This window comes from Opitutus sp. GAS368 (genome assembly GCF_900104925.1).
GTDB lineage: Bacteria > Verrucomicrobiota > Verrucomicrobiia > Opitutales > Opitutaceae > Lacunisphaera.
Window position 1 is genome coordinate 2,572,455 of record NZ_LT629735.1, and the last position, 19,644, is coordinate 2,592,098.

A 19,644-nucleotide genomic window follows, 5' to 3' on the forward strand; every position below is an offset into this window, starting at 1 on the left:
CCGGGCCGACCGGCTAGGGCAGCGTATCGGCGACGGCTTGCTTGGCGCGCAGGCGGCGCGACTCGGTGAGCAGCCAGACCATGTAGCCGACGACGACAACGTTCACCACCAGGGCCGTGACCTTCAGCCAGGTGACGCGGTGCGTGAGCTCGTAGATCTCCACCGGGATGTAGATGGCGCCGCTGAGCGCCGCAAACCACTCGGCCCAGCGCCGACCGCGCCAGAGCCCGTAAGCCTCGGCGAAGCGCACTCCGGCATACAGCGCAAAAAAGGACGCCGCGACCATGATTTGCGAGTCGCTGGCTTCCGCCACGAGTTTGACAAACCATTGGGCGTAACGCCAGGTCGGATCGATGTGCAGGTGGCGGATGATCTGCTCGGCGAAGACCTCGTTGTCGCGGTCCATGAAGCCCAAGGCCACGATACCGGCAATGAGACCGCCCGCGCCTTTGACGGCTTCGAAGACGGCGATAGCCTGGAGGCCTTTGCGGTGGGTGGGGACGGACACGCGAGCAAATTAGTCCCGGGGCCGGCGACTGCAATCAAGCAGAAAAGAAAAAACGCGACTGGGGTAGGGCGGTGAGTCCCTTCACCGCCGCGAAGGCGCGGAACGGAGTCCGCGCCCTACCGGGCATCGTTGCCCGCTAGGGGGTGGAGCGGCTTGACCTCAAGACGCTCAAGCAAGCGCACTGGGGTCAGCGAACTCCAACTATGAAAAAAGCCGCGACTTGCGTCGCGGCTTTGAAGGTGGGCGAAGGGGGGTTGAGGGCAACCGCCCCTACCGGGTTACGACTGCACCGGGGCGGCCTCGGCGGGGGCGGGGGCGCCGCCGGCCTGCTTCTGGGCCTCGAGCTCGGCCATCGCGGCCTTGCGGCTGAGACGGACCTTGCCGGAGCGCTCGTCGATGCCGACGCACTTGACTGTGATGGAGTCGCCGACCTTGACGACGTCCTCGGTGCGGCGCACGCGGAAGTCGGCCAGCTCGGAGATGTGCACCAGGCCTTCCTTGCCCGGCATGCACTCCACGAACGCGCCGAACTCCTTGGTGCCGGTGACGCGGCCGGTGTAGATCTTGCCGATCTCGATCTGGGAACCGCCGCCGCAAAGGGCGTCGATCTCCTGCACGGCGCGGTTCATGGCGTCGGCATTGTTCGAGTAGATGAAGACCTTGCCCGAGTCGTCGTCGGCGATGTCGATCTGCGCGCCGGTCGTCTCGGTGATGCGGCGGATCGTCTTGCCGCCGGGCCCGATGAGCAGGCCGATCTTCTCGGGATCGATCTGGATCGTCTGGATGCGCGGGGCGTATTGGCTGAGGTCCTTGCGGGGCGCCGGAAGGGAGGCGAGCATGACCTTGAGGATCTCGATGCGGGCCTCGCGGCATTGCATGATGGCGGTCTTGGCGATCTCGAAGGGCAGGCCGTTGATCTTGAGGTCCAGCTGGAAACCGGTGATGCCCTTGGTGGTGCCGGCGACCTTGAAGTCCATGTCGCCGAAGTGATCTTCCTCCCCGAGGATGTCGGTGATGGTCGTCCACTTCGTGATGGAGCCGTCGGCGGCCATCTCGGTCATGAGACCGCAGGAGATGCCGGCGACGGGGGCGATGATCGGCACGCCGGCGTCCATGAGGGCGAGGCAGCCGCCGCAGATCGAGGCCATCGAGGTCGAGCCGTTGGAGGCCATGATCTCGGAGACGACGCGGATGGAGTAGGGGAAGGCGTCCTCGGGCGGGAGCACCGGCACGAGCGAGCGCTCGGCGAGGGCGCCGTGGCCGATTTCGCGGCGGCCGGGGCCGATGAAGCGGCCGGCCTCGCCGACGGAGAACGGCGGGAAGTTGTAGTGCAGGATGAACGACTTGGAGGTCGCGCCGCCGGTGAGGCCGTCCATGTCCTGGGCTTCCTTCGTCGGCCCGAGGGTGACGAGGGCGATGTTCTGGGTGTCGCCGCGCTGGAACATGGCGGAACCATGGACGCGGGGCAGCACGCCGACCTGGGCGCTGAGCGGACGGAGCGACTTGGCGTCGCGGTGATCGGAGCGGACGCCCTTGGCGAGCACGGTGGCGCGGTAGGCCTTGTATTGCAGGTCCTCGAACACGACGTTCAGGTCGACGTCGGTGAACTTGCCTTCGCCGAGTTCCTTGGTGAGGGCGGCCTTGGCCTCCTCCTTGAGGAGCTTCACGTTGGCGGAGCGGACGTTCTTCTCGAAGCCGAAGATGGCGGCGGAAACGCGCTCGGCGGGGACGACACGCTCGATGATGGCGCGGGCCTCGGGGGTGGCGCCGACGAGCTTGAAGGTCTGCTTCGGCTTGCCGGCGAGCTTCTGGAGTTCCTTGATCGCGGCGATGATGGGCTGGATGGCCTGATGGCCGAACGCGAGCGCCTCGATGAACTTCTCCTCGGCGATCTGGTCGGCGGAACCCTCGATCATCAGCATGTCCTTCTCGTTGCCGACATAGATGAGGTCGAGCGACGAGCTGAACATCTGCTCGATGGTCGGGTTGGCGACGAACTGGTCGTCGATCAGGGCGACGCGCACGCAGCCGATCGGCCCGTTCCACGGGATGTCGGAGATGGCGAGGGCGGCGCTGGCGCCGTTGACCATGGCGATGTCGGAGTCGTGGATGAGGTCGGCCGACATGAGCTGGCCGATGATCTGCACCTCATTGAGGAAGCCCTCGGGGAAGAGCGGGCGGCAGGGGCGGTCGCAGAGGCGGGAGATCAGGATCTCGCGCTCGGAGGGCCGGCCCTCGCGCTTGAAGTAGCCGCCGGGGAAGCGGCCGGCCGCGGCATACTTGTCGCGGTAGTCGCAGGTGAGCGGGAAGAAGTCCTGGCCGGGGCGCATGGTCTGGGCGACGCAGGCGGTGACGAAGACGTTGGTCTCGCCGACGTTGACGTTGACGGCGCCGCCCGCGAGCTGGGCGATGGAGCCGGTCGAGAACGTGAGGTTCAGGCCGGGAACGGTGACATTGTGTTTCTGATTCATTTTCGGATTCGGTTCGGATGATGCGTGGCGCCGGCCGGATTGCCGGAACGTCACGCGGGGTTCGGATGATGGCCGTTTTCTTGGACCCTTTGAATCAGCTCCCGGGAAATTTCGGATTACGGCTCCTGGGGTGGAGCGCGTTGACCTCAACGCGCTTTCCGGTTCTTAAAACGCGCCGGGGTCAGCGCGTTCCACCTTGATCGGAGAAGTAAGCGGAAATGTCCCTGGGTTCTGGTTCGTGGGGGCTTGAACAAAAGGCGGCCCGTCGGTGGGCCGCCTTTCGTGAAAACGGGTTACTTGCGGAGACTCAGCTTCTGCAGCAGGTCGTTGTATTTGGCGAGGTCCTCGCTCTTGACGTAATCAAGGAGCTTGCGACGACGACTGGCCATTTGGAGGAGGCCGCGGCGGCTGTGGAAGTCCTTGCGATGCGTGCGCAGGTGCTCGGTCAAGTGATTGATCCGGGCGGTGAGCAGCGCGATCTGGACGTCGCTGGAGCCGGTGTCCTTCTCGTGGATTTTATACTGGGCGATGACTTCTGACTTAACGGGTTGTGACATGGTTTAGGTTGTTGATGACGCGGTCTTTGTTGGAGCTTTCGCTCCGTGCCGCCCGCTTTTGGAGGGCCGGCGGCACCGTTAGTGTCCGGTTGCCCGGACTGACCGTGGTGGGAGCCTGCGACCAGCAGGCTCTCACTAACGAAGGAGCCATTAACTAAACCGAGGCCCCCTCCTGCAAGCGAAATTTTGCAGAAGCTGAAGTGTGCCAGTGTGGCGCGGAATCAAGGGTTCCGAGTGTAGGGTCGCCGCTTGCCGGCGGACCATCGCGGCTGTAATTCCCGGTCCGCCGGCAAGCGGCGACCCTACAAATAATACCCTTCACCCCGACCGCAGGGCCAGGCCCTTGATCTCGCCGCAGCCGGGCAGTTTCCGGAGTTTTTCCACGATGGAGTCGCGGTGCATGAACAGCTCGTTGCGGACGACGGCGTGGGAGACGAGCACGACGAGCAGTTTCTTCTCCACGGTGAGCGGATGCGAGTAGGAGGCGTTGGCCACGCCGACGAGTTCGGACCATTTCTCGCGGATGCTGTGCTCCACCGAGTCGTGGCTGATGCGGTATTTGACCATCAGCTCGTCGATGACGGTGGTCAGCTCGGTCGGCCGGCGCTTTTTCGAGCGGCCGGTGTCCTGCGGCAGGTCGCGGATGTCGGCGATGAGGTTCTCGACCGCGCGGGAAAATTCCTGGGGGACGTCTGAAGTTTTTTTAACCACGGATTGCACGGATTAACACGGATGGATGGGCACCACTAGCACTACTCCGTCAGGTATAGAATGCCCCGGGCGACACACCCCGCCCTGCCGGGCACCCCTCTCCAGAGGGGACCCAAACCTACGCCGGCGATAATCCCCTCTCGAGAGGGGTGGCGCGGAGCGCCGGGGTGTGTTGGAACCTGACGGAGTAGTGCTAGGGAGTGTTTTCAAACCCGGTTTGTCATCCTGAGCGGAGCGAATGATCCACGGCAACGAAGGCCATATCGCGAGCGAACGCATGGATTAGGATGTCGCTGCGCTCGGAACTTCACTTCGTTCAGAATGACAGGAAACGGGTATTTGTTGGGTTTGAAAACACTCCCTAATCCACACTAATGGAGCACTAATGATTAGTGGGGTTTTAGTGTTCATTAGTGGTTAAACTCCGGTGTTCTGGCGGTCGTAAAGGGACTTGTAGAGCGCGTTGCCGGCGTAGAGCGACGCGTGGTCGCCCTGCGCGACGATCTCGCCCTGATCGAACACGAGGATCATCGACGCGTCGCGGATGGTGCTGAAGCGGTGGGCGATGATGAGCACGGTCCGGCCCGAGACGAGCCGACGGAGCGCGTCCTGCACCGCCGCCTCGCTGTCGGAGTCGAGCGCGCTGGTGGCCTCGTCGAGGATGAGGATGGGCGCGTGGCGGAGGAAGGCGCGGGCGATGGCGATGCGCTGCTTCTGACCGCCGGAGAGCAGGGCGCCGCGCTCGCCGACCATCGTGTCGTAGCCCTGCGGCAGCTTCTCGATGAACTCGTGGGCGTGGGCCAGGCGGGCGGCGGCCAGGATCTCGTCGCGCGACGTGACGGCGGTGCCGAGGGCGAGGTTGTTGTAGATCGTGTCGTTGAAAAGAACGGGCTCCTGCGAGACGAGCGCGATGTTGCGGCGCAGATCGGCGAGCCTCATCGCGCGCACCTCGATGCCGTCGATGGTGATCGCGCCGGCGCCGGCCTCGAAAAAGCGCGGCACAAGGTTGGCGAAGGTGCTCTTGCCCGCGCCGCTCGGGCCGACCAGCGCGCAGACCGTGCCGGCGGGGATGCTGGCGTTGACCTTTTTCAGCGCGGGGCTGTCGCCATAGGCGAAGGTGACGTCCTTGAACTCCACATGGCCGCGGAGCTTGGTGACCGGCACGGGCGCGGCCGGGTCCGTGATGATCAGCGGCTCATTGAGCACTTGCTCCAACCGCTCCATCGAGGCGGTGCCGCGGTTCAGCTCCGTGTTGAGGTAGCCGATCTTCTTGATCGGCTCGTAGCAGAGGTAGAGCGCCATGATGATGGCAAAGAACGTCTCCCATTTGACGCCCGCCTTGTAGGCGAAGAGCAGGGTGGCGGCGATGCCGGCGCCACAAAGGATCTCGATGGCGGGTGTCAGCGCCTTGGAATATTTCACGGTCTTCATCTGCGCGATGACGAGCGCACCGGTGGCCCGGCCAAAGCGCTGGATCTCCCGCTGTTCCAAGCCGAAGGCCCGGACTTCCCGGGCGCCGGCGAGGTTCTCCACGAAATGCGAGGAGATGTCGCCGATCTGGTTCTGCACCTGCAGGGCGCGGGCGACGATTTTCTTGCCCACGTAATGCACGGGCAGGACGGTGAGTGGCACGACCGCGAGGCAGACCAGCACGAGCGCGGCGCCATCGGTGGCGAAGGCCTGCCAGATGAGGAAACCGAGGGCGAACAGCAGCTGGATCGGCTGTTTCACGCCATCGTCGGCGATCAGGGAGAGGGTGAATTGCAATTGCGCGGTATCGGAGGTGCCCCGGGAAATCAGGTCGCCACTGGATTTCCGCTGCAGGTAGGAGAGAGGCAGCCACTGGAGCTTGCTGAAATACTCGAGCCGGACGCCCTCCAGGATGCGCTGGCCGGTCAGCTGCACATAATAACTGTTGAGGTAGCCGCTGACGGCCCGCAGGAGGAAGACCAGTGGCACGGTGCCGACGATCAACAGGATCGTGTTGATGGGCAGGGGCGTCCCACTGCGGTCAAAGATCGGTGGGAAGACGTATTTGACCAGCGTGGGAAAACCGAGCCCGGTGGAGACACCGAAGATCAGGCCGTAGAAGATGGCGGCGACCAGCGTGCCGCGGTTCGACTTGAGGTAGCGGAAATAGGGGCGGAAGCGGCGGAGCATGAGGGGCGGAAGGCGGCCTACACTGATGACAGAGGTCAGAGGACAGAGGCCAGACGGAAAAGTTCGGAGTTGTAGGGCGGGATCACCGTATCCCGCCTTGGTTCGCATGCCCTAACGCGCGGATGGCGGGATACGGTGATCCCGCCCTACATTTCAATCCTTGGCGGCCCGGACATCCAAGGCGTCCCGCAACCCGTCGCCGAGGAAATTGAGCGAGAAAAGCGCCAGGGAGAAGATGCCGCCGGGGAAGACGAGCAGCCACCAGAACTCCTCCATCTTCTCGGCGCCGTCCTTGATGAGCGTGCCCCACGAGCTCATGGGCGGCTGGACGCCGAGGCCGAGGAAACTCAGGAACGCCTCGAGCAGCATCACGCCCGGGATGGTCAGCGTGGTGTAGACGATGATCGGGCCGAGGGCGTTGGGCAGCAGGTGGCGGAAAATGATGCGACGGTGGCCGAAGCCGAGCGCCCGGGCCGCCTCGATGAACTCCATTTTCTTCAGCGCCATGATCTGGCTGCGGACAATGCGCGCCATCGTCAGCCACTCCACCGCGCCGATGGCGACGAAGAGCAGCACGATGTTCCGGCCGAAGAACACCATCAGCAGGATGACGAAGATGGTGAAGGGCAGGGCGTAGATGATGTCCACGAGGCGCATCATGACGGCGTCGGCCTTGCCGCCGACATAGCCGGCGACGGCGCCGTAGACGACGCCGATGGTCAGCGCGACAAACGTGGCGCAGAGCCCGACGCCGAGCGAGATGCGGCCGCCGTAGAGCAGCCGCACGAGCAGGTCGCGGCCGAGCGTGTCGGTGCCGAGCCAATGGGCCCCCGACGGCGCCGTGGCGCCGAGATCGAGGTTTTGCTCCTGGTAGGTGGCGCGCAGGAACCACGGGCCGGCGAGGCACAGCACCGCCAGCACGAGCAACGTGACGCCACCGAGCACCGCCAGCCGGTTCTTCTGCAAGCGATGCCACGCATCCTGCCAGGGCGAGGTGCCCTGTTCGAGGTCTGCAGACAAGACTGGAGAACTTTTAACCACGGATGACACGGATTAACACGGATGAATTTGTGATGCCTGTCATCCTGAGCGTAGCGAAGGATCCAGTATGGTAAACGAAAGCGGACATCCTGCTGGATTCTTCGCTATGCGCAGAATGACAGAAAGAGGAAATGGATTGGTTATCCGTGATCATCCGTGAAATCCGTGGTGAAAATTCCTCATTCGAACTTCAGCTTCGGGTTGAGCCACACCTGCACGACGTCGACCACCAGGTTGCAGACCACGATCAGCGTCGCGTAGAGGATGACCGTGCCGAGCACGAGGGTGTAGTCGCGGCTGAAGGCGCTGATGACAAACTGCCGGCCGAGGCCGGGGATCTGGAAGATCGTCTCGATGACGAACGAGCCCGTGAGGATGCCGGCGATCGCGGGTCCGAGGAAGGCGACGACGGGCAGCAGGCCGCCGCGCAGGGCGTGCCGGAAGATGACGCGCAACTCCGACGCGCCCTTGGCGCGGGCAGTGCGGATATAATCCTGATTGAGCACCTCAAGCATGCCGCCGCGGGTCAGGCGCATTACATAGGCGGCGTAGACGAAACCCAGGGTGATGCCCGGCAGGATGCGGTCGGTGGGGCCATACCACCCCGAGACGTTAAACCATTGCAGGTAGACGCCCAGACAGAGGGCGAGCAGCGGACCGAGCACGAAAGTCGGCACGCAGATGCCGATCATGCCAACCGCGCTGCAGACATAGTCCAGCCAGGTATTGTGCCGGGCGGCGGCAAAGATGCCCAGGGGCAGGCCCAAGCTCAGGGCGACAAGGAGCGCCCAGCCGCCGAGTTCGAGCGACACGGGCAGCGTCTGCGCGATGATCTCATTGACGGAACGGTTGGGATACTTGAACGACGGGCCCAGATCGCCGCGCACAATGCGGCCGAGGTAGTTGGTGTATTGGCGCCAGAGCGGCTGATCGAGGCCGTAGTGGGCCTCGAGGTTTTTCAGGATCTCGGGCGGAATGGCCCGCTCGGCCGTGAACGGCCCGCCGGGAACGAAGCGCACCATGAAGAACGTCGCCGTGATGATCACGAAGAGGACCGGGATGGTCTGCAGCAGGCGGCGGACGACGAAGCGGAACATGGGTGGCGGAGCACAGATGACAGAGGACCGAGGACGGAGGCCAGACGGAAAAACAAGTAGGTGGGCGTCGATTTCCACATCGACGCCAGTCGCCGGGATGGAAAACCGGCGACCACCTATTCCTGTGTTGGCGAATTGATCGCCCACGGCCAGTCAGCTGCGTTCTTGCAGAGGCCTTTCACGACCGGGTTTTGCCGGATGTATTCCGCTTTGAACTGCAACTCGTGGGCGCTGCGGATGCGATGATCAAAGAAGTTAACCTGCCACTGAATGCCGAGCTGGCGGGTGTGCCACGCTTTCCATCGGCCGACGATGATCCGCATATCGGAGGCCCGCGGAAAGCTGATGAGCGCATGCAAGTGATCGGGCATCAGCAGAAACAGGTGGCTGAACCATGAGGCTCTCAGGTGATAGAACTTCACGGATTCCAGCAATGCGGGGGCAATGGTTGGTTCCACGAGTGACTGACAACTCTTCAATGCTATCCGCACCCGAATATGGAATACCGCCCCGGATTGCACCCAGGCGGACATCGCGTGGTAGAGCCGTCGCGTCGAATCAGTGGCCATCGGTAGCGGTAAACGCCGGCCCACGCGTTTTTGTCGCCGGTATGGAAACCGGCGACCACCCTTTAGGCAAATCGCAAATAAACCGGCTTATTTGCCGGCGGCCTTCATCATCGCATCGCGCCGGGCCTTGAACTCGTTGCCGGGTTTCCACTCCGGCCAGGTGTCGCCGTTGGCGATGCGCCAGCCGACCTGCAGCAGGAACAGGGTGTCCTGCGCCGCGCCCTCGAAGGTCCAGTCGGGCTGCACCTCGTCGGTGACCTTGTGGTAGCGGTTGGCGATGTAGTCCTGCACCTGCTTCTCGGCGAAGTCCGCCGGCATGCCGATGTAGGTGCGGCCGTTCTTCGGGTAGTAGGAAGGCACGCCGACCTTCGCGAACTCGAAGTGGTCGCTGCGGTAATAGGAGCCGTTCTCGGGGTGGGCCTCGGGCTTCATCTCGCGGCCCTGGGCGGCGGCGACGGCGATGCCGATGTCGTCGATGGTCGAGGCGCCGAAGCCGACCGTGGCCATGTCGCTGGTCGGGCCGAACTGGTTGGCACCGTCCATGTTGATGTTCGCGAGCGTCCTGTTCAACGGATAGAGGGGATCCGACGCGTAGTAGCGCGAGCCGAGCAGGCCCTTCTCCTCGGCCGTGACGGAGAGGAACAGGATGCTGCGCTTCGGGCGCTGGTCGGGCGGCAACTGGCTGAAGGCGCGGGCGAGCTCGAGCAGCACGGCGCACCCCGCGGCGTTGTCGGCCGCGCCGTTGTAGATCTGGTCGCCCTTCAGCCGCGGGTCCCGGCCCAGATGGTCCCAGTGCGCGGTATAGATGAGGTATTCGTTGCGCAGCTTCGGGTCGGAGCCGGGCAGCAGCGCGACGACATTGCGCGAGGCGACGTTGCGCAGGACGTTGTCGACGGCGAACGACGCCTTGGCGCCGAGGGTCACGGGGCGGAAATCACGGCTCACGGCGGCGGCCTTGAGCGTGTCATAGTTCTGGCCGGCGGCGGCGAAGACCTTGCGGGCCGTGTCGAGCGTCAGCCAGCCCTGCATGGCGACGTGGCTGGCGTTTTTATCCGGCGCGCTGATCTCGAAATTTTCCCGGGTGTTGCTGCCCACGAGCACGGCATACGGATAGCCGGCGGGGCCGGTTTCGTGGACGATGAGGCAGGCGGCCGCGCCCTTCGCGGCGGCAATCTCGTATTTGTAGGTCCAGCGGCCGTAGTAGGTCATGGCCTTGCCGCCGAAAACCTTCGGGTCGAGCTGGCCGGTGGCGGGGTCGATGACCGGCGGGTCGTTGATGAGCATGATGACCGTCTTGCCCTTCACGTCGACGCCCTTGTAGTCGTCCCAGCCGAACTCCGGCGCGACCACGCCGTAGCCGACGAACACGACGTCGGTGTCCTTCGCCTCCACGTGCGGCGTGATGCGGCTGGAGGGGCCGATGAACTCATTGACGTGCTCCAGCGCGAGGGTGTGGCCGTCGATGTTGAACGACAGGGTGGGCGTCGAGGTGATGCCGACCAGCGGCACATTCTGAATGTAGGTGCCGTCGGGGTTGCCCGGCTGCAGGCCGAGCTTCTTGAACTCGCCGACCAGGTAGGCGACGGACTTCTCCTCACCCGGCGTGCCGGGGGCGCGGCCCTCGAACTCGTCCGACGAGAGGACCTTGGTGTGTGCGAGGATGTTCGCGGAGGAGATGGCGGGCGTCGGGTCTGCCGCCAGCGCGACCGCGGCGGCGCCGAAGAAGGAAACCAACAGCAGCTTGATTTTCATAGGGGACCTTTGAATGTGCCAGCCACGGGTCAGCTGGCAAGAGGGGAAACCCACAAGCCTGTGACCGGATCCGGGCAGATGTAGGAGCTTGCTTGCAAGCGACCAAAACCTGCGTCGGCGGACCGCGCTGAATCGCTTGCAAGCAAGCTCCTGCAAGAAAATCACTCGACGGACAACCCGCCATAAAACCGCGTCCAGAGCCGGTCGGCCTGCCAGCCGTGCACGCGCGGCGCCACGAGGAAGTTCTGGGCGTTGAAATACAACGGGATGACCGGCATCTCGTTGAGGAGGATCCGCTCCGCCCCTTGGTAGGCGGAAGGATCAGTCAGGCTCCGGGCGGTCGCCACCTGATGGTCGAACTCCGCGTTGCGCCAGTGCGGGTAGTTGAGCGGGTGGCCGCTGGTCAGCTGGGTGAACAGGTCCGAGGCGCCGTCGTAGTCCGGAATGGCCGTCATGAAGGCGATCGCGAAGTCGCCGCTCGCGAGCGATACGAGATGAGTGCGCGCCTCGCGCGAGGCGAGGGCGACCTCGATGCCCAGCTCGCGCCGCCACATTTGCTGGATGGCCTCGAGCTGCGCGGGGTTCACGGGCCAGGACGACAGCTCGAGCCGGGGGAATCCCTCGCCTCCGGGAAAGCCGGCCGCGGCCAGCAGGCTCCGCGCTTTGGCGGCGTCCTCCTTGATCTGCGCTGACGGGGCGTAGCCGCCGAGGCCGGCGGGCACGAAATTGAACGCGGGCTGGCCGCTGAGCAGCACCTTCTCCACGAGCGCCGTGCGGTCGAGGGCGAGCGCCAGCGCCTGGCGCACGCGGACGTCATTGAGCGGCGGGCGCGTCGTGTTCAGCACGAGATAACGCGTCTCGAACAGCGGCACGCTGTGCAGGACGGGCGGCTCGGCGGTGCGGTAGCCCGCGAGCTTGGTGACCGGCACCGCCATCGTCACATCGAGCTGCCCGGCGCGGAAGGCGCGTTCCTCGCTGTCGCCGTTGTCGAACGCGAGGAACTCGATGCCCGCGAGCTGCGTGAGGTGGGAAGTCAGGTGGTGCGGGTTTTTCCGCACGACGATGCGCTGGTGGGGCCGCCATTCCGCGAGGAGGAACCGGCCGTTGCCGACATAATGCTCCGGGCGGGCCCAATCCGCGCCGAACTTTTCCACCGTGGCCGGGTGCACCGGGATCCACGGTCCACTTGCGGCAATCGCCAGGAAATCGGCCGTGGGCCGGGCCAGGGTGATGACCAGCGTGCGCGGGTCGGGGGCGGTCACCCCGACCGCGGCGAAATCGGTGACGGTGCCGCGCAGGAATGCCGCGGCATTCCTGATGGGAAAAAAGAGCGAGGCCTTGGGGACCGCCGTGGCCGGGGTAAGGGCGCGCTTGATGGACCACACAAAGTCCTGCGCGGTGACCACGTCGCCGTTCGACCAGAAGGAGCCGCCGCTGAGATGGAAAGTCCACGTCAGGCCGTCGGCCGAGGCTTCCCAATGCGAGGCCACAGCCGGCAGCGGCGTGCCGCCCACGGGACTGGGCGTGACGAGCCCCTCGCTCAGGGCGCGGATGACAAAGAACTCGTCGGGCAGCGTGGCGAGCTGCGGGTCGAGCGTGGCCGGCTCGTTGCGCTGGCTGACGCGCAGCACGCCGGTCGCGGGCGCGATCGCCTGCTTGGAACAACCGGATTCAATGGCCGCAAAAAGGCACAAAAAAGCGCAAAAAAAACAATCCCCGAGAACTGTCATTCTGAGCGCAGCGAAGTCTAGCCCAGCAGGGCTGGTTTGACATCCAGAACGTTGAGCGCCGGCGGGCATGATGCTGGATCCTTCGCTGCGCTCAGGATGACAAACCAGGATTACTTGCCGGCCTCCAGCCAGACATAGCGGAAATCGGAGTGGTCCGTCGGGGTGGGCTGCCAGCCCTTGACGGCCGGGGAGAGGAAATAGACGTGGGTGTTGAAGTAGATCGGAATGATGGGCGCGGCGTCGAGGACGAGGGCCTCGGCCTCCGCGAGGACCGCGGCGCGGGCCACCGGGTCGGCCATGGTGTTGGCGCGGTTGGAAAGGGCGTCATACGTCGGATCGGACCAGCCGGTGTGGTTGTTGCCGGAGTCGCTGCGCCACAGGTCCAGGAAGGTCGTGGCGTCGAGGTAGTCGGCGGTCCAGCTGCCGAGGAGGACCTGATAGTCGCCATTGCGCCGGCTGGCGAAGACGCTCTTGTATTCCTGGTTCACGAGGCGCACGTCGATCCCGAGGTCGCGGTGCCACATCTGCTGGATGGCCTCGGCGACCAGGCGGAGAATCTCGGAGTTGTTGTAGAGAATCTCAATGGGCGGCAGGCCTACGCCGTTGGCGTGACCGGCCTCCGCCAGGAGCTGGCGGGCGGCGGCCGGATCATAGCGCTGGCCGGCGGGCGGCGTGTAACCCTTGAGCAGGGGGGGCACAAAGGTCGGCGCGGGCAGACGGCCACCCGGGAGGATTTTGTTCGCGATGGTGTCGCGGTCGACGGCCAGCGCGAGCGCGCGCCGCACGCGCGCATCGCCGAGGGGCGCCTTGCGGACGTTGAGGCGGAAGAAATAGGTCTCCATGTTAAGGTCGATCCGGAGCGCGGGATTGTGGTCGCGCTGGGCGGGCTGGATCTTGGAGAGGGGGAGCGAATAGGTGGCGTGGAGCTGGCCGGAGCGGAAGGCGCGTTCCTCGGCGTCGATGCTGTCGGTGGGGTAGAAATGGATCGCGTTGAGGCGCACGCGGTCGCGGTCGTAGTAGGTCGGGGATTTCTCGACAACCACGCGCTGCTGCGTGGTCCATTCCTTCAGCACGAAGGCGCCGCTCGACACGAGCTTGCCGGGCCGCGTCCAGGGGGTGCCCCGCCGGTAGGGATCGCCGACGGCGGCGATGGCGCGGACGTTGACCGGACGCCAGCAGGAGTTGAGGAGGGCCTGGAGGAAATAGGGGGCCGGGTGCGTGAGCGTGACGACGAGCGTGTGGGGATCGCGCGCGACGGCGGCGACCGTCGAGAAGTCCGTCGTCTTTCCCTGGTGGAAAGCCTCGGCGCCGCGGATGAGGTAGAGGAAGTAGGCGTAGTCGGCCGCCAGGGTCGGGGTGAGGATGCGCTTCCACGATTCCACGCAGTCCTGGGCCGTGAGGGGCGAACCGTCGCTCCACTTCGCATCCACGCGGAGGTGGAAGGTGTAGGTCATCCCGTCGGGGGAGATATCCCAGCTCGCGGCCAGCGCGGGCACCGGGGCGAGCGTGCCGGGTTCAAAGCTCACCAGCGGGTCGAACAGCGCCTGGACCAGCTTGGCCTCGCCCAGGCCGGTGACCGTATGCGGGTCGAGATCAGAGGGCTCCGAGCCGACGCTGATATGGAAGATGCCCTCGCGGTTGCCGCGCTCGACGAGCGTCTCGCGCTTCGCGCAGCCGGTGATCAGAAGACAGAGGACAGAGAACAGAAGACAGATAAAAGCGGGACGACGCATTGGTTGGGGGCGCGAGTTATGCCGGCAATTTCCCGATCAAGGCCACGGCGTGGGCGGCGATGGCCAGGCCGCGGCCGATGTCGTCGGCGCCCTCGTTGGTCGTAGCTTTCAGGCCGATGGCATCGACGGGCAGGCCGGTGGATCTCGCAAGGACCGCCTTCATCTCGGCGAGGCGCGGGGCGAGCTTCGGCTGCTCGGCGATCAGCGTGGCGTCGACATTGACCGGCGCCCAGCCGCGCTCGCGCAGGGCGGCAACGACACGCTGCAGCAGGATCTGCGAGTCGGCGTTTTTCCACCGCGGGTCGGTGTTCGGGAACTGGTGGCCGATGTCCGGCAGGCCGGCGGCGCCGAGCAGGGCGTCGCAGATGGCGTGGGTGAGGGCGTCGGCGTCGGAGTGGCCGTCGAGCCCGAAGGGCGCGTCAAATTTCACGCCGCCGAGTACGAGCGGCCGGCCCGCGGCCGTGCGATGGATGTCGTAGCCGTGGCCGATGCGCAGGGCGGTCATGGCAGGAACAGGTCCGCGGGATCGGCGCCGGCCAGCAGGAATTCGAGGTAGGCGAGGTCGGCCGGCGTGGTGAGCTTCGGATTCGGATGCGGATTTTCGAGGAGGGCGACGGGATGCTTGAGCAGCTCGACCGCCGCGGCGTCGTCGGTGATGGTGAGTTTCCGCTGGGCCACGGCGGCGTAGGCGCGGCAAATCAGTTTCCGGGCGAAGACCTGCGGGGTCTCCATCGCCCAAAGATGCTTCCGGTCGAGCGTGCGCAGCCGGCCCTCGCCGCGGTGCTCCTTGATGGTGTCGGTCACGCGGTGGGCGAGCACGACGGCGTCCTCGCGGCGGACGATCTTGTGGAGCGCGATCAGTTGCTCGACGCGGACGAGCGGCCGGGCGCAGTCGTGGATGAACACATAGCCGACGTCGTCGGGCAGCTCGGCGAGCGCGGCCGCGACGGAATCCTGGCGTTCGTCGCCACCGGGCACGAAGAGGGTCGGGGTCGGCGCATAGGCGGACAGTTCGACCATCTGTTGCTGGTCGCGGTAGGTGACGATGAACGTGTCGACCACGCCGCTGCGGTAGAAGGTGGCGGCGGTGTGGGCGAAGACCGGCTTGCCCCCGAGCGGCGCGAGGATCTTGTCCGGCACGGCGCCGTCCATGCGGCGGCTGCTGCCGGCGGCGAGAAGGATGGCGGCGGTGCGGCTCATAGGGAGAAAGGGCTGAAGGGCTGAATGACTGAAGGGCTGAAAAAGAGAGAGGGCGAAATTTTTTGCGCAGCCTTTCAGCCTTTCAGTCCTTCAGCCTTTGATGATGCGAGCTCCGCGAGGATCATCCGGGCGGCGGCCGCGGGATCGGCGGCCTGCAGGATGGGCCGGCCGACGACAATGTAGGTGGAGCCGGCGCGCGCGGCGTCGGCGGGCGTCATGACGCGCTTTTGGTCGTCGCTACCCGCTTCGCTCGCGAGGCGGATGCCCGGTGTGACGAGTTGCACCTCGGCGGGCAGCTTCGCGCGAAGCAACCGGACCTCAAGCGGCGAGCAGACGAGCCCGCGCAGGCCGGAATCGGCGGCGAGTTTCCCGAGGCGGGCGACCTGGTCGGCGGACTGGGCGGTGACACCGATCTCATTCAGCCCGGCGGAATCCATCGAGGTGAGCACGGTGACGCCAAGCAGGAGCAGGTTGGGATTGGTCTTCTGCTGGGCGGCCTTGGCGGCGCGCATCATCTCGCCGCCGCCGGCGGTGTGCAAGGTCAGCATCTGGATTGGAAGCGGGCCCAGCGACTCGACGGCCTTGGCCACGGTGTTGGGAATGTCGTGCAGTTTCAGGTCGAGGAAGATGTTGAAACCCAGGCCGGCGACCTCGCGCACATAGTCGGGGCCGTAGGCGGTGAACATCTGCAGGCCGATCTTCACCCAGCGGAGCTGGCCGCGCAACTGGCGGAGGATCGGCGCGGCGGCTTCGCGCGTGGGGACATCGAGGGCCAGGATCAGATCACAAGGCATGTTGGGAGGAACCACTAATGGACACTAATGGGCACTAATCAAAGAGAGAAATCGCGCGGGGTTTGGGCTAGGATTGGGGCGCATTAGTGTGCATTAGTGGTTAAAAATTCATGGATGTCTCGGTTTTTAGTCCCGCGAAGCTGAATCTTTTCCTCGCCGTCACCGGGCGGCGGGCGGACGGGTTCCATGACCTGGTGTCGGTCGTGGCGCCGCTCAGCTTTGGCGACGAGCTGGTCGCCAAAGCCAGAGAACGGAGGACAGAGGACGGAGAACAGTTCCATCTGACTTGTGACGACCCGGCGGTGCCGGTGGACGGGAGCAATCTGGTCCTGAAGGCTGCGCAGGCGTTTGTCGCGGCGACCGGCTGGCCGGGCGGGGCGGATTTCTCGCTGACCAAGCGGATTCCCCTGGGCGCCGGCCTTGGCGGCGGCAGCAGCAACGCCGTCGCGGCGCTGCGCGCGCTGAACCAATTGTCGGGCGGCGCGCTGGCCGGCGCCAAGCTCGTGGAGATCGCCGCAGCGCTCGGTTCGGATTGTCCGCTGTTCCTATATGACGCGCCGGTCGTCATGCGCGGCCGGGGCGAGCGCATCGCGACCCTGCCGGCGGCGGCCGGGGCGCGACTGCGCGGTCGTCGCGTGCTGTTGTTCAAGCCCTCGTTTGGCATCAGCACGCCGTGGGCCTACGACCGCATGGCCGCCGAGGCACCCGCGCACTACCGGCCCGCCGCGGAGGCCGAGGCGGCGCTGGCGGCGTGGCTGGGCGGCAACGCCCCCGGGGAGGAACTTCTGGCCAACAACATGGAGGGCGTGGCCTTCGCGAAGTTCATCGCCCTGCCGTTGCTGCTGACGAAACTCACGCGTGACTTCGGCGTGGCGGTGCGCCTGAGCGGCAGCGGCAGCGCCTGCTTCGCCCTGCTGCGTGACGATTCGGCAACGGCCCCGCTGATCGCCGCGATCCGGGCGGCCTGGGGCCCGCGGTGTTTCGTGCAGGAGGCGCGGCTCGTTTAACCGGCAGCTACGGGATGGGCCCGGCCGGCCCCCGCGTTGTCGCAACTGCTATTCGTCTGGCGCCGGCCTAGTTCCGCATTGACCGCATGGCAGGGCGGTTGGTTAATCTGCGCAGCCCTTCCGCCCATGGAGTCCACCGCCAAAAGCGAAATCACCATCCAGGGCATCGCCGCATCCCGGGGCATCGCCTACGGCCAGGTGTTCCTCTACCTGCAGAGCGAGCTGGAGATCCCGCAATACACGGTGGATTCCGACAAGCGCGTGGCGGAGGTCGCGCGCTTCGAGCAGGCGCTGCTGGTCACGCGACAGCAGATCTCCCAGATCCAGGCCCAGGTGACCAAGAACCTCGGCGAGGAGGAGGCCCTCATCTTCGACGCCCACCAGATGGTGCTCGAGGACCAGGCGCTCATCGGCGAGACCATCCGCGATTTCCAGAAGACCGGACTGAACATCGAGACGTGCTTCAACGCCGTCGCCCAGCGCTACATCCAGGCGTTCGCCGAGATCGACGACGAATACCTGCGCGAGCGCGCCGCCGACATCAAGGACGTGGCCAAGCGCGTGCTCCACGTGTTGCTCGGCCAGTCGGCCATGAGCCTGACGGAGCTGGTGGACAAGCGTATCATCGTGGCGCAGGACATCTCGCCCTCCGAGGCCGCCGGCATCGACCGCAGCGCCGCGCTCGGCATCGTGACCGACGCCGGCAGCCGCACCAGCCACGCGGTCATTGTGGCCCGGTCGATGAAAATCCCGGCGGTGGTCGGCACCAAAGACCTCACGACCAAGCTCAAGAACGACGACTGGGTGATGGTCGACGGCTACGATGGCTGCGTCATCATCAACCCGACCGAGCAGACCCTTTTCCGCTACGGCAAGATCCGGAAGGCCAAGCAGTCGTTCGAGACGCGCCTGATGTCCGTCAACGAGCTGGCGGCCGAGACGCTCGACGGCGTGGCGGTGTCGCTCCGCGCCAACATCGAGAAGCCCGACGAGGTCGCCCTCGTGCAGCAATACCGCGCGGCGGGCGTCGGCCTCTACCGCACCGAGTTCCTTTTCCTCAGCGCCCCGAGGATTCCGACGGAGGAACAGCAGTATGCGGCCTACCGGGAGATCGTCGGCGGCCTGGCGCCGGCGCCGGTGACCATCCGCACGCTCGACGTCGGCGGCGACAAGCCGCTGCCCGGCGACCCGCACCTCATCGGGCCGGAGGCGAACCCCTTCCTCGGTTTCCGCGCGATCCGCATGTGCCTGGAGAATCCCGCGATGTTCAAGAACCAGCTCCGCGCCATCCTGCGCGCCAGCGCGCACGGCAAGGTCGAGATGATGTATCCCATGATCAGCGGCCCGGAGGAGCTTGACCGGGCCAACGCGCTGCTGGCCGAGGCGAAGGCCGAGCTCACGGAACGCGGCCAGGCCTTCGACGGGCAGATGAGCGTCGGCGCCATGATCGAGATCCCCAGCGCCGCCATCGCCGGCGATCTGCTGGCGGGCCGGTGCGACTTCTTCAGCATCGGCACCAACGACCTGATCCAATACCTGCTCGCGATCGACCGCGGCAACAGCCGCATCGCCCACCTCTACGACCCGACGCACCCCGCGGTGCTGCGCACGCTCAAGCAGATCGTCGACACCGGCCACGCGCACAAGTTGAAGGTCAGCGTCTGCGGGGAGATGGCGGGCGACTCGATCTACGTGCCGCTGCTGCTCGGCCTCGGCGTCGACGAGCTGAGCATGACGCCCACGCTGCTGCCGTCCGTGAAGTTCATCATCCGTGCCATGAAGATGAGCGATGCGAAGGCCCTCGCCACCGAGGCGCTGCAGCAGACCGACGCGCGGAAGACCTATGCGCTGGTCGAAGCGTTCTTCAACGAACGTGTTAAAGCCGAGTAAATAGGCCTTTACGCAGGTCTGCCGCCGTTAGGCGATATCAGGGCCTTATTTCCCTAGTGGACGCAGTGGTCAGGTTGATTGAGGGGAGGCATTTCCACAGGGAGATCGCCTTGCACGGCGGCCGTTCGCGGAAAACCCCCTAGGCCGAACCCTGAGAGGTTAATACGGGAATGCCCTGATAGCGGAAAGCGCGATGGACGAGTATCTTCGCACGCCTGACCACCGGACTGAACCGCTGGCCAGGACACTCTCTGCCAATGCCCGCCATCCTTACACCTCCCGTTGCTGCACCCGACAACCCTCGGTCGGTTCTTGGTCGCTATCGCCTCACGCTCGAGGAGTTTTCGTGGCACGCCGTCGGGGAGGTTGGCACTGAATCTCTGGATTCCTCGGCGCTTTTCGGCGCGAGCGACAAGTTTTAGGT

Annotated in this window: 16 protein-coding genes; 2 read left to right on the forward strand and 14 right to left on the reverse strand. The window is 65.4% G+C overall.

From position 1 onward, the window contains the following. Positions 1–13: 13 nt before the first annotated feature. The 14 genes from BLU29_RS11030 to pyrF form a co-directional block, all read right to left on the reverse strand. The gene (locus tag BLU29_RS11030) at positions 14–508 is read right to left on the reverse strand and encodes a DUF2127 domain-containing protein (protein ID WP_091057774.1); all 495 of its coding nucleotides are present in this window, start codon (positions 506–508) and stop codon (positions 14–16) included. 278 nt (positions 509–786) lie between these two features. Continuing rightward, positions 787–2,979, reverse strand: coding sequence for a polyribonucleotide nucleotidyltransferase (pnp, locus tag BLU29_RS11035; protein ID WP_091057776.1), 2,193 nt, complete (start codon positions 2,977–2,979; stop codon positions 787–789). A gap of 293 nt (positions 2,980–3,272) precedes the next feature. After that, positions 3,273–3,536, reverse strand: a complete 264-nt coding sequence (rpsO, locus tag BLU29_RS11040) for a 30S ribosomal protein S15 (RefSeq protein WP_091057779.1) — start codon at positions 3,534–3,536, stop codon at positions 3,273–3,275. A 318-nt stretch (positions 3,537–3,854) separates the two neighbouring features. Further along, a complete protein-coding gene (locus BLU29_RS11045) occupies positions 3,855–4,247 on the reverse strand; it encodes a DUF721 domain-containing protein (protein WP_091057781.1) in 393 nt (130 codons plus the stop codon). A gap of 417 nt (positions 4,248–4,664) precedes the next feature. After that, a complete protein-coding gene (locus BLU29_RS11050; protein ID WP_091057783.1) occupies positions 4,665–6,407 on the reverse strand; it encodes an ABC transporter ATP-binding protein in 1,743 nt (580 codons plus the stop codon). A 153-nt stretch (positions 6,408–6,560) separates the two neighbouring features. Beyond that, positions 6,561–7,427 carry an ABC transporter permease gene (locus BLU29_RS11055; RefSeq protein WP_231962218.1) on the reverse strand — a complete coding sequence of 289 codons (867 nt, stop codon included), beginning with the start codon at positions 7,425–7,427 and terminating at the stop codon, positions 6,561–6,563. Positions 7,428–7,627: 200 nt separating this feature from the next. After that, on the reverse strand, positions 7,628–8,545 hold the full coding sequence (locus tag BLU29_RS11060) for an ABC transporter permease subunit (protein WP_091057787.1): 918 nt from the start codon (positions 8,543–8,545) through the stop codon (positions 7,628–7,630). A 116-nt stretch (positions 8,546–8,661) separates the two neighbouring features. Further along, positions 8,662–9,114: a hypothetical protein gene (locus tag BLU29_RS11065; RefSeq protein ID WP_157693799.1), complete on the reverse strand. Its 453-nt coding sequence runs from the start codon at positions 9,112–9,114 to the stop codon at positions 8,662–8,664. Between the two features lie 87 nt (positions 9,115–9,201). Then, on the reverse strand, positions 9,202–10,866 hold the full coding sequence (locus tag BLU29_RS11070) for a M28 family metallopeptidase (protein WP_091057792.1): 1,665 nt from the start codon (positions 10,864–10,866) through the stop codon (positions 9,202–9,204). Positions 10,867–11,027: 161 nt separating this feature from the next. Then, positions 11,028–12,560 carry a peptide ABC transporter substrate-binding protein gene (locus BLU29_RS11075; RefSeq protein ID WP_157693800.1) on the reverse strand — a complete coding sequence of 511 codons (1,533 nt, stop codon included), beginning with the start codon at positions 12,558–12,560 and terminating at the stop codon, positions 11,028–11,030. Positions 12,561–12,706: 146 nt separating this feature from the next. Further along, positions 12,707–14,329 carry a peptide ABC transporter substrate-binding protein gene (locus BLU29_RS11080; RefSeq protein WP_091057796.1) on the reverse strand — a complete coding sequence of 541 codons (1,623 nt, stop codon included), beginning with the start codon at positions 14,327–14,329 and terminating at the stop codon, positions 12,707–12,709. A gap of 16 nt (positions 14,330–14,345) precedes the next feature. Beyond that, on the reverse strand, positions 14,346–14,834 hold the full coding sequence (ispF, locus tag BLU29_RS11085) for a 2-C-methyl-D-erythritol 2,4-cyclodiphosphate synthase (RefSeq protein WP_091057798.1): 489 nt from the start codon (positions 14,832–14,834) through the stop codon (positions 14,346–14,348). Beyond that, positions 14,831–15,529 carry a 2-C-methyl-D-erythritol 4-phosphate cytidylyltransferase gene (ispD, locus tag BLU29_RS11090; protein ID WP_091057801.1) on the reverse strand — a complete coding sequence of 233 codons (699 nt, stop codon included), beginning with the start codon at positions 15,527–15,529 and terminating at the stop codon, positions 14,831–14,833. The genes ispF and ispD overlap by 4 nt, the downstream gene beginning before the upstream one ends. 74 nt (positions 15,530–15,603) lie before the next feature. Continuing rightward, positions 15,604–16,323: an orotidine-5'-phosphate decarboxylase gene (gene pyrF, locus BLU29_RS11095; RefSeq protein WP_091057804.1), complete on the reverse strand. Its 720-nt coding sequence runs from the start codon at positions 16,321–16,323 to the stop codon at positions 15,604–15,606. A 110-nt stretch (positions 16,324–16,433) separates the two neighbouring features. On the opposite strand from pyrF, the gene ispE reads away from it, so the two are divergent. Continuing rightward, positions 16,434–17,330, forward strand: a complete 897-nt coding sequence (gene ispE / locus BLU29_RS11100) for a 4-(cytidine 5'-diphospho)-2-C-methyl-D-erythritol kinase (RefSeq protein ID WP_091057806.1) — start codon at positions 16,434–16,436, stop codon at positions 17,328–17,330. 126 nt (positions 17,331–17,456) lie between these two features. Further along, positions 17,457–19,220, forward strand: coding sequence for a phosphoenolpyruvate--protein phosphotransferase (gene ptsP, locus BLU29_RS11105; protein ID WP_091057808.1), 1,764 nt, complete (start codon positions 17,457–17,459; stop codon positions 19,218–19,220). Positions 19,221–19,644 lie beyond the last annotated feature (424 nt).

Excerpts from the sequence above, each read along its gene's own strand:
- pnp (WP_091057776.1), bottom strand. The coding sequence starts at position 2,979 with ATGAATCAGAAACACAATGTCACCGTTCCCGGCCTGAACCTCACGTTC.
- rpsO (WP_091057779.1), bottom strand. The coding sequence starts at position 3,536 with ATGTCACAACCCGTTAAGTCAGAAGTCATCGCCCAGTATAAAATCCAC.
- BLU29_RS11050 (WP_091057783.1), bottom strand. The coding sequence starts at position 6,407 with ATGCTCCGCCGCTTCCGCCCCTATTTCCGCTACCTCAAGTCGAACCGC.
- BLU29_RS11060 (WP_091057787.1), bottom strand. The coding sequence starts at position 8,545 with ATGTTCCGCTTCGTCGTCCGCCGCCTGCTGCAGACCATCCCGGTCCTC.
- BLU29_RS11065 (WP_157693799.1), bottom strand. The coding sequence starts at position 9,114 with ATGGCCACTGATTCGACGCGACGGCTCTACCACGCGATGTCCGCCTGG.
- BLU29_RS11070 (WP_091057792.1), bottom strand. The coding sequence starts at position 10,866 with ATGAAAATCAAGCTGCTGTTGGTTTCCTTCTTCGGCGCCGCCGCGGTC.
- BLU29_RS11080 (WP_091057796.1), bottom strand. The coding sequence starts at position 14,329 with ATGCGTCGTCCCGCTTTTATCTGTCTTCTGTTCTCTGTCCTCTGTCTT.
- ispF (WP_091057798.1), bottom strand. The coding sequence starts at position 14,834 with ATGACCGCCCTGCGCATCGGCCACGGCTACGACATCCATCGCACGGCC.
- ispD (WP_091057801.1), bottom strand. The coding sequence starts at position 15,529 with ATGAGCCGCACCGCCGCCATCCTTCTCGCCGCCGGCAGCAGCCGCCGC.
- pyrF (WP_091057804.1), bottom strand. The coding sequence starts at position 16,323 with ATGCCTTGTGATCTGATCCTGGCCCTCGATGTCCCCACGCGCGAAGCC.
- ispE (WP_091057806.1), top strand. The coding sequence starts at position 16,434 with ATGGATGTCTCGGTTTTTAGTCCCGCGAAGCTGAATCTTTTCCTCGCC.
- ptsP (WP_091057808.1), top strand. The coding sequence starts at position 17,457 with ATGGAGTCCACCGCCAAAAGCGAAATCACCATCCAGGGCATCGCCGCA.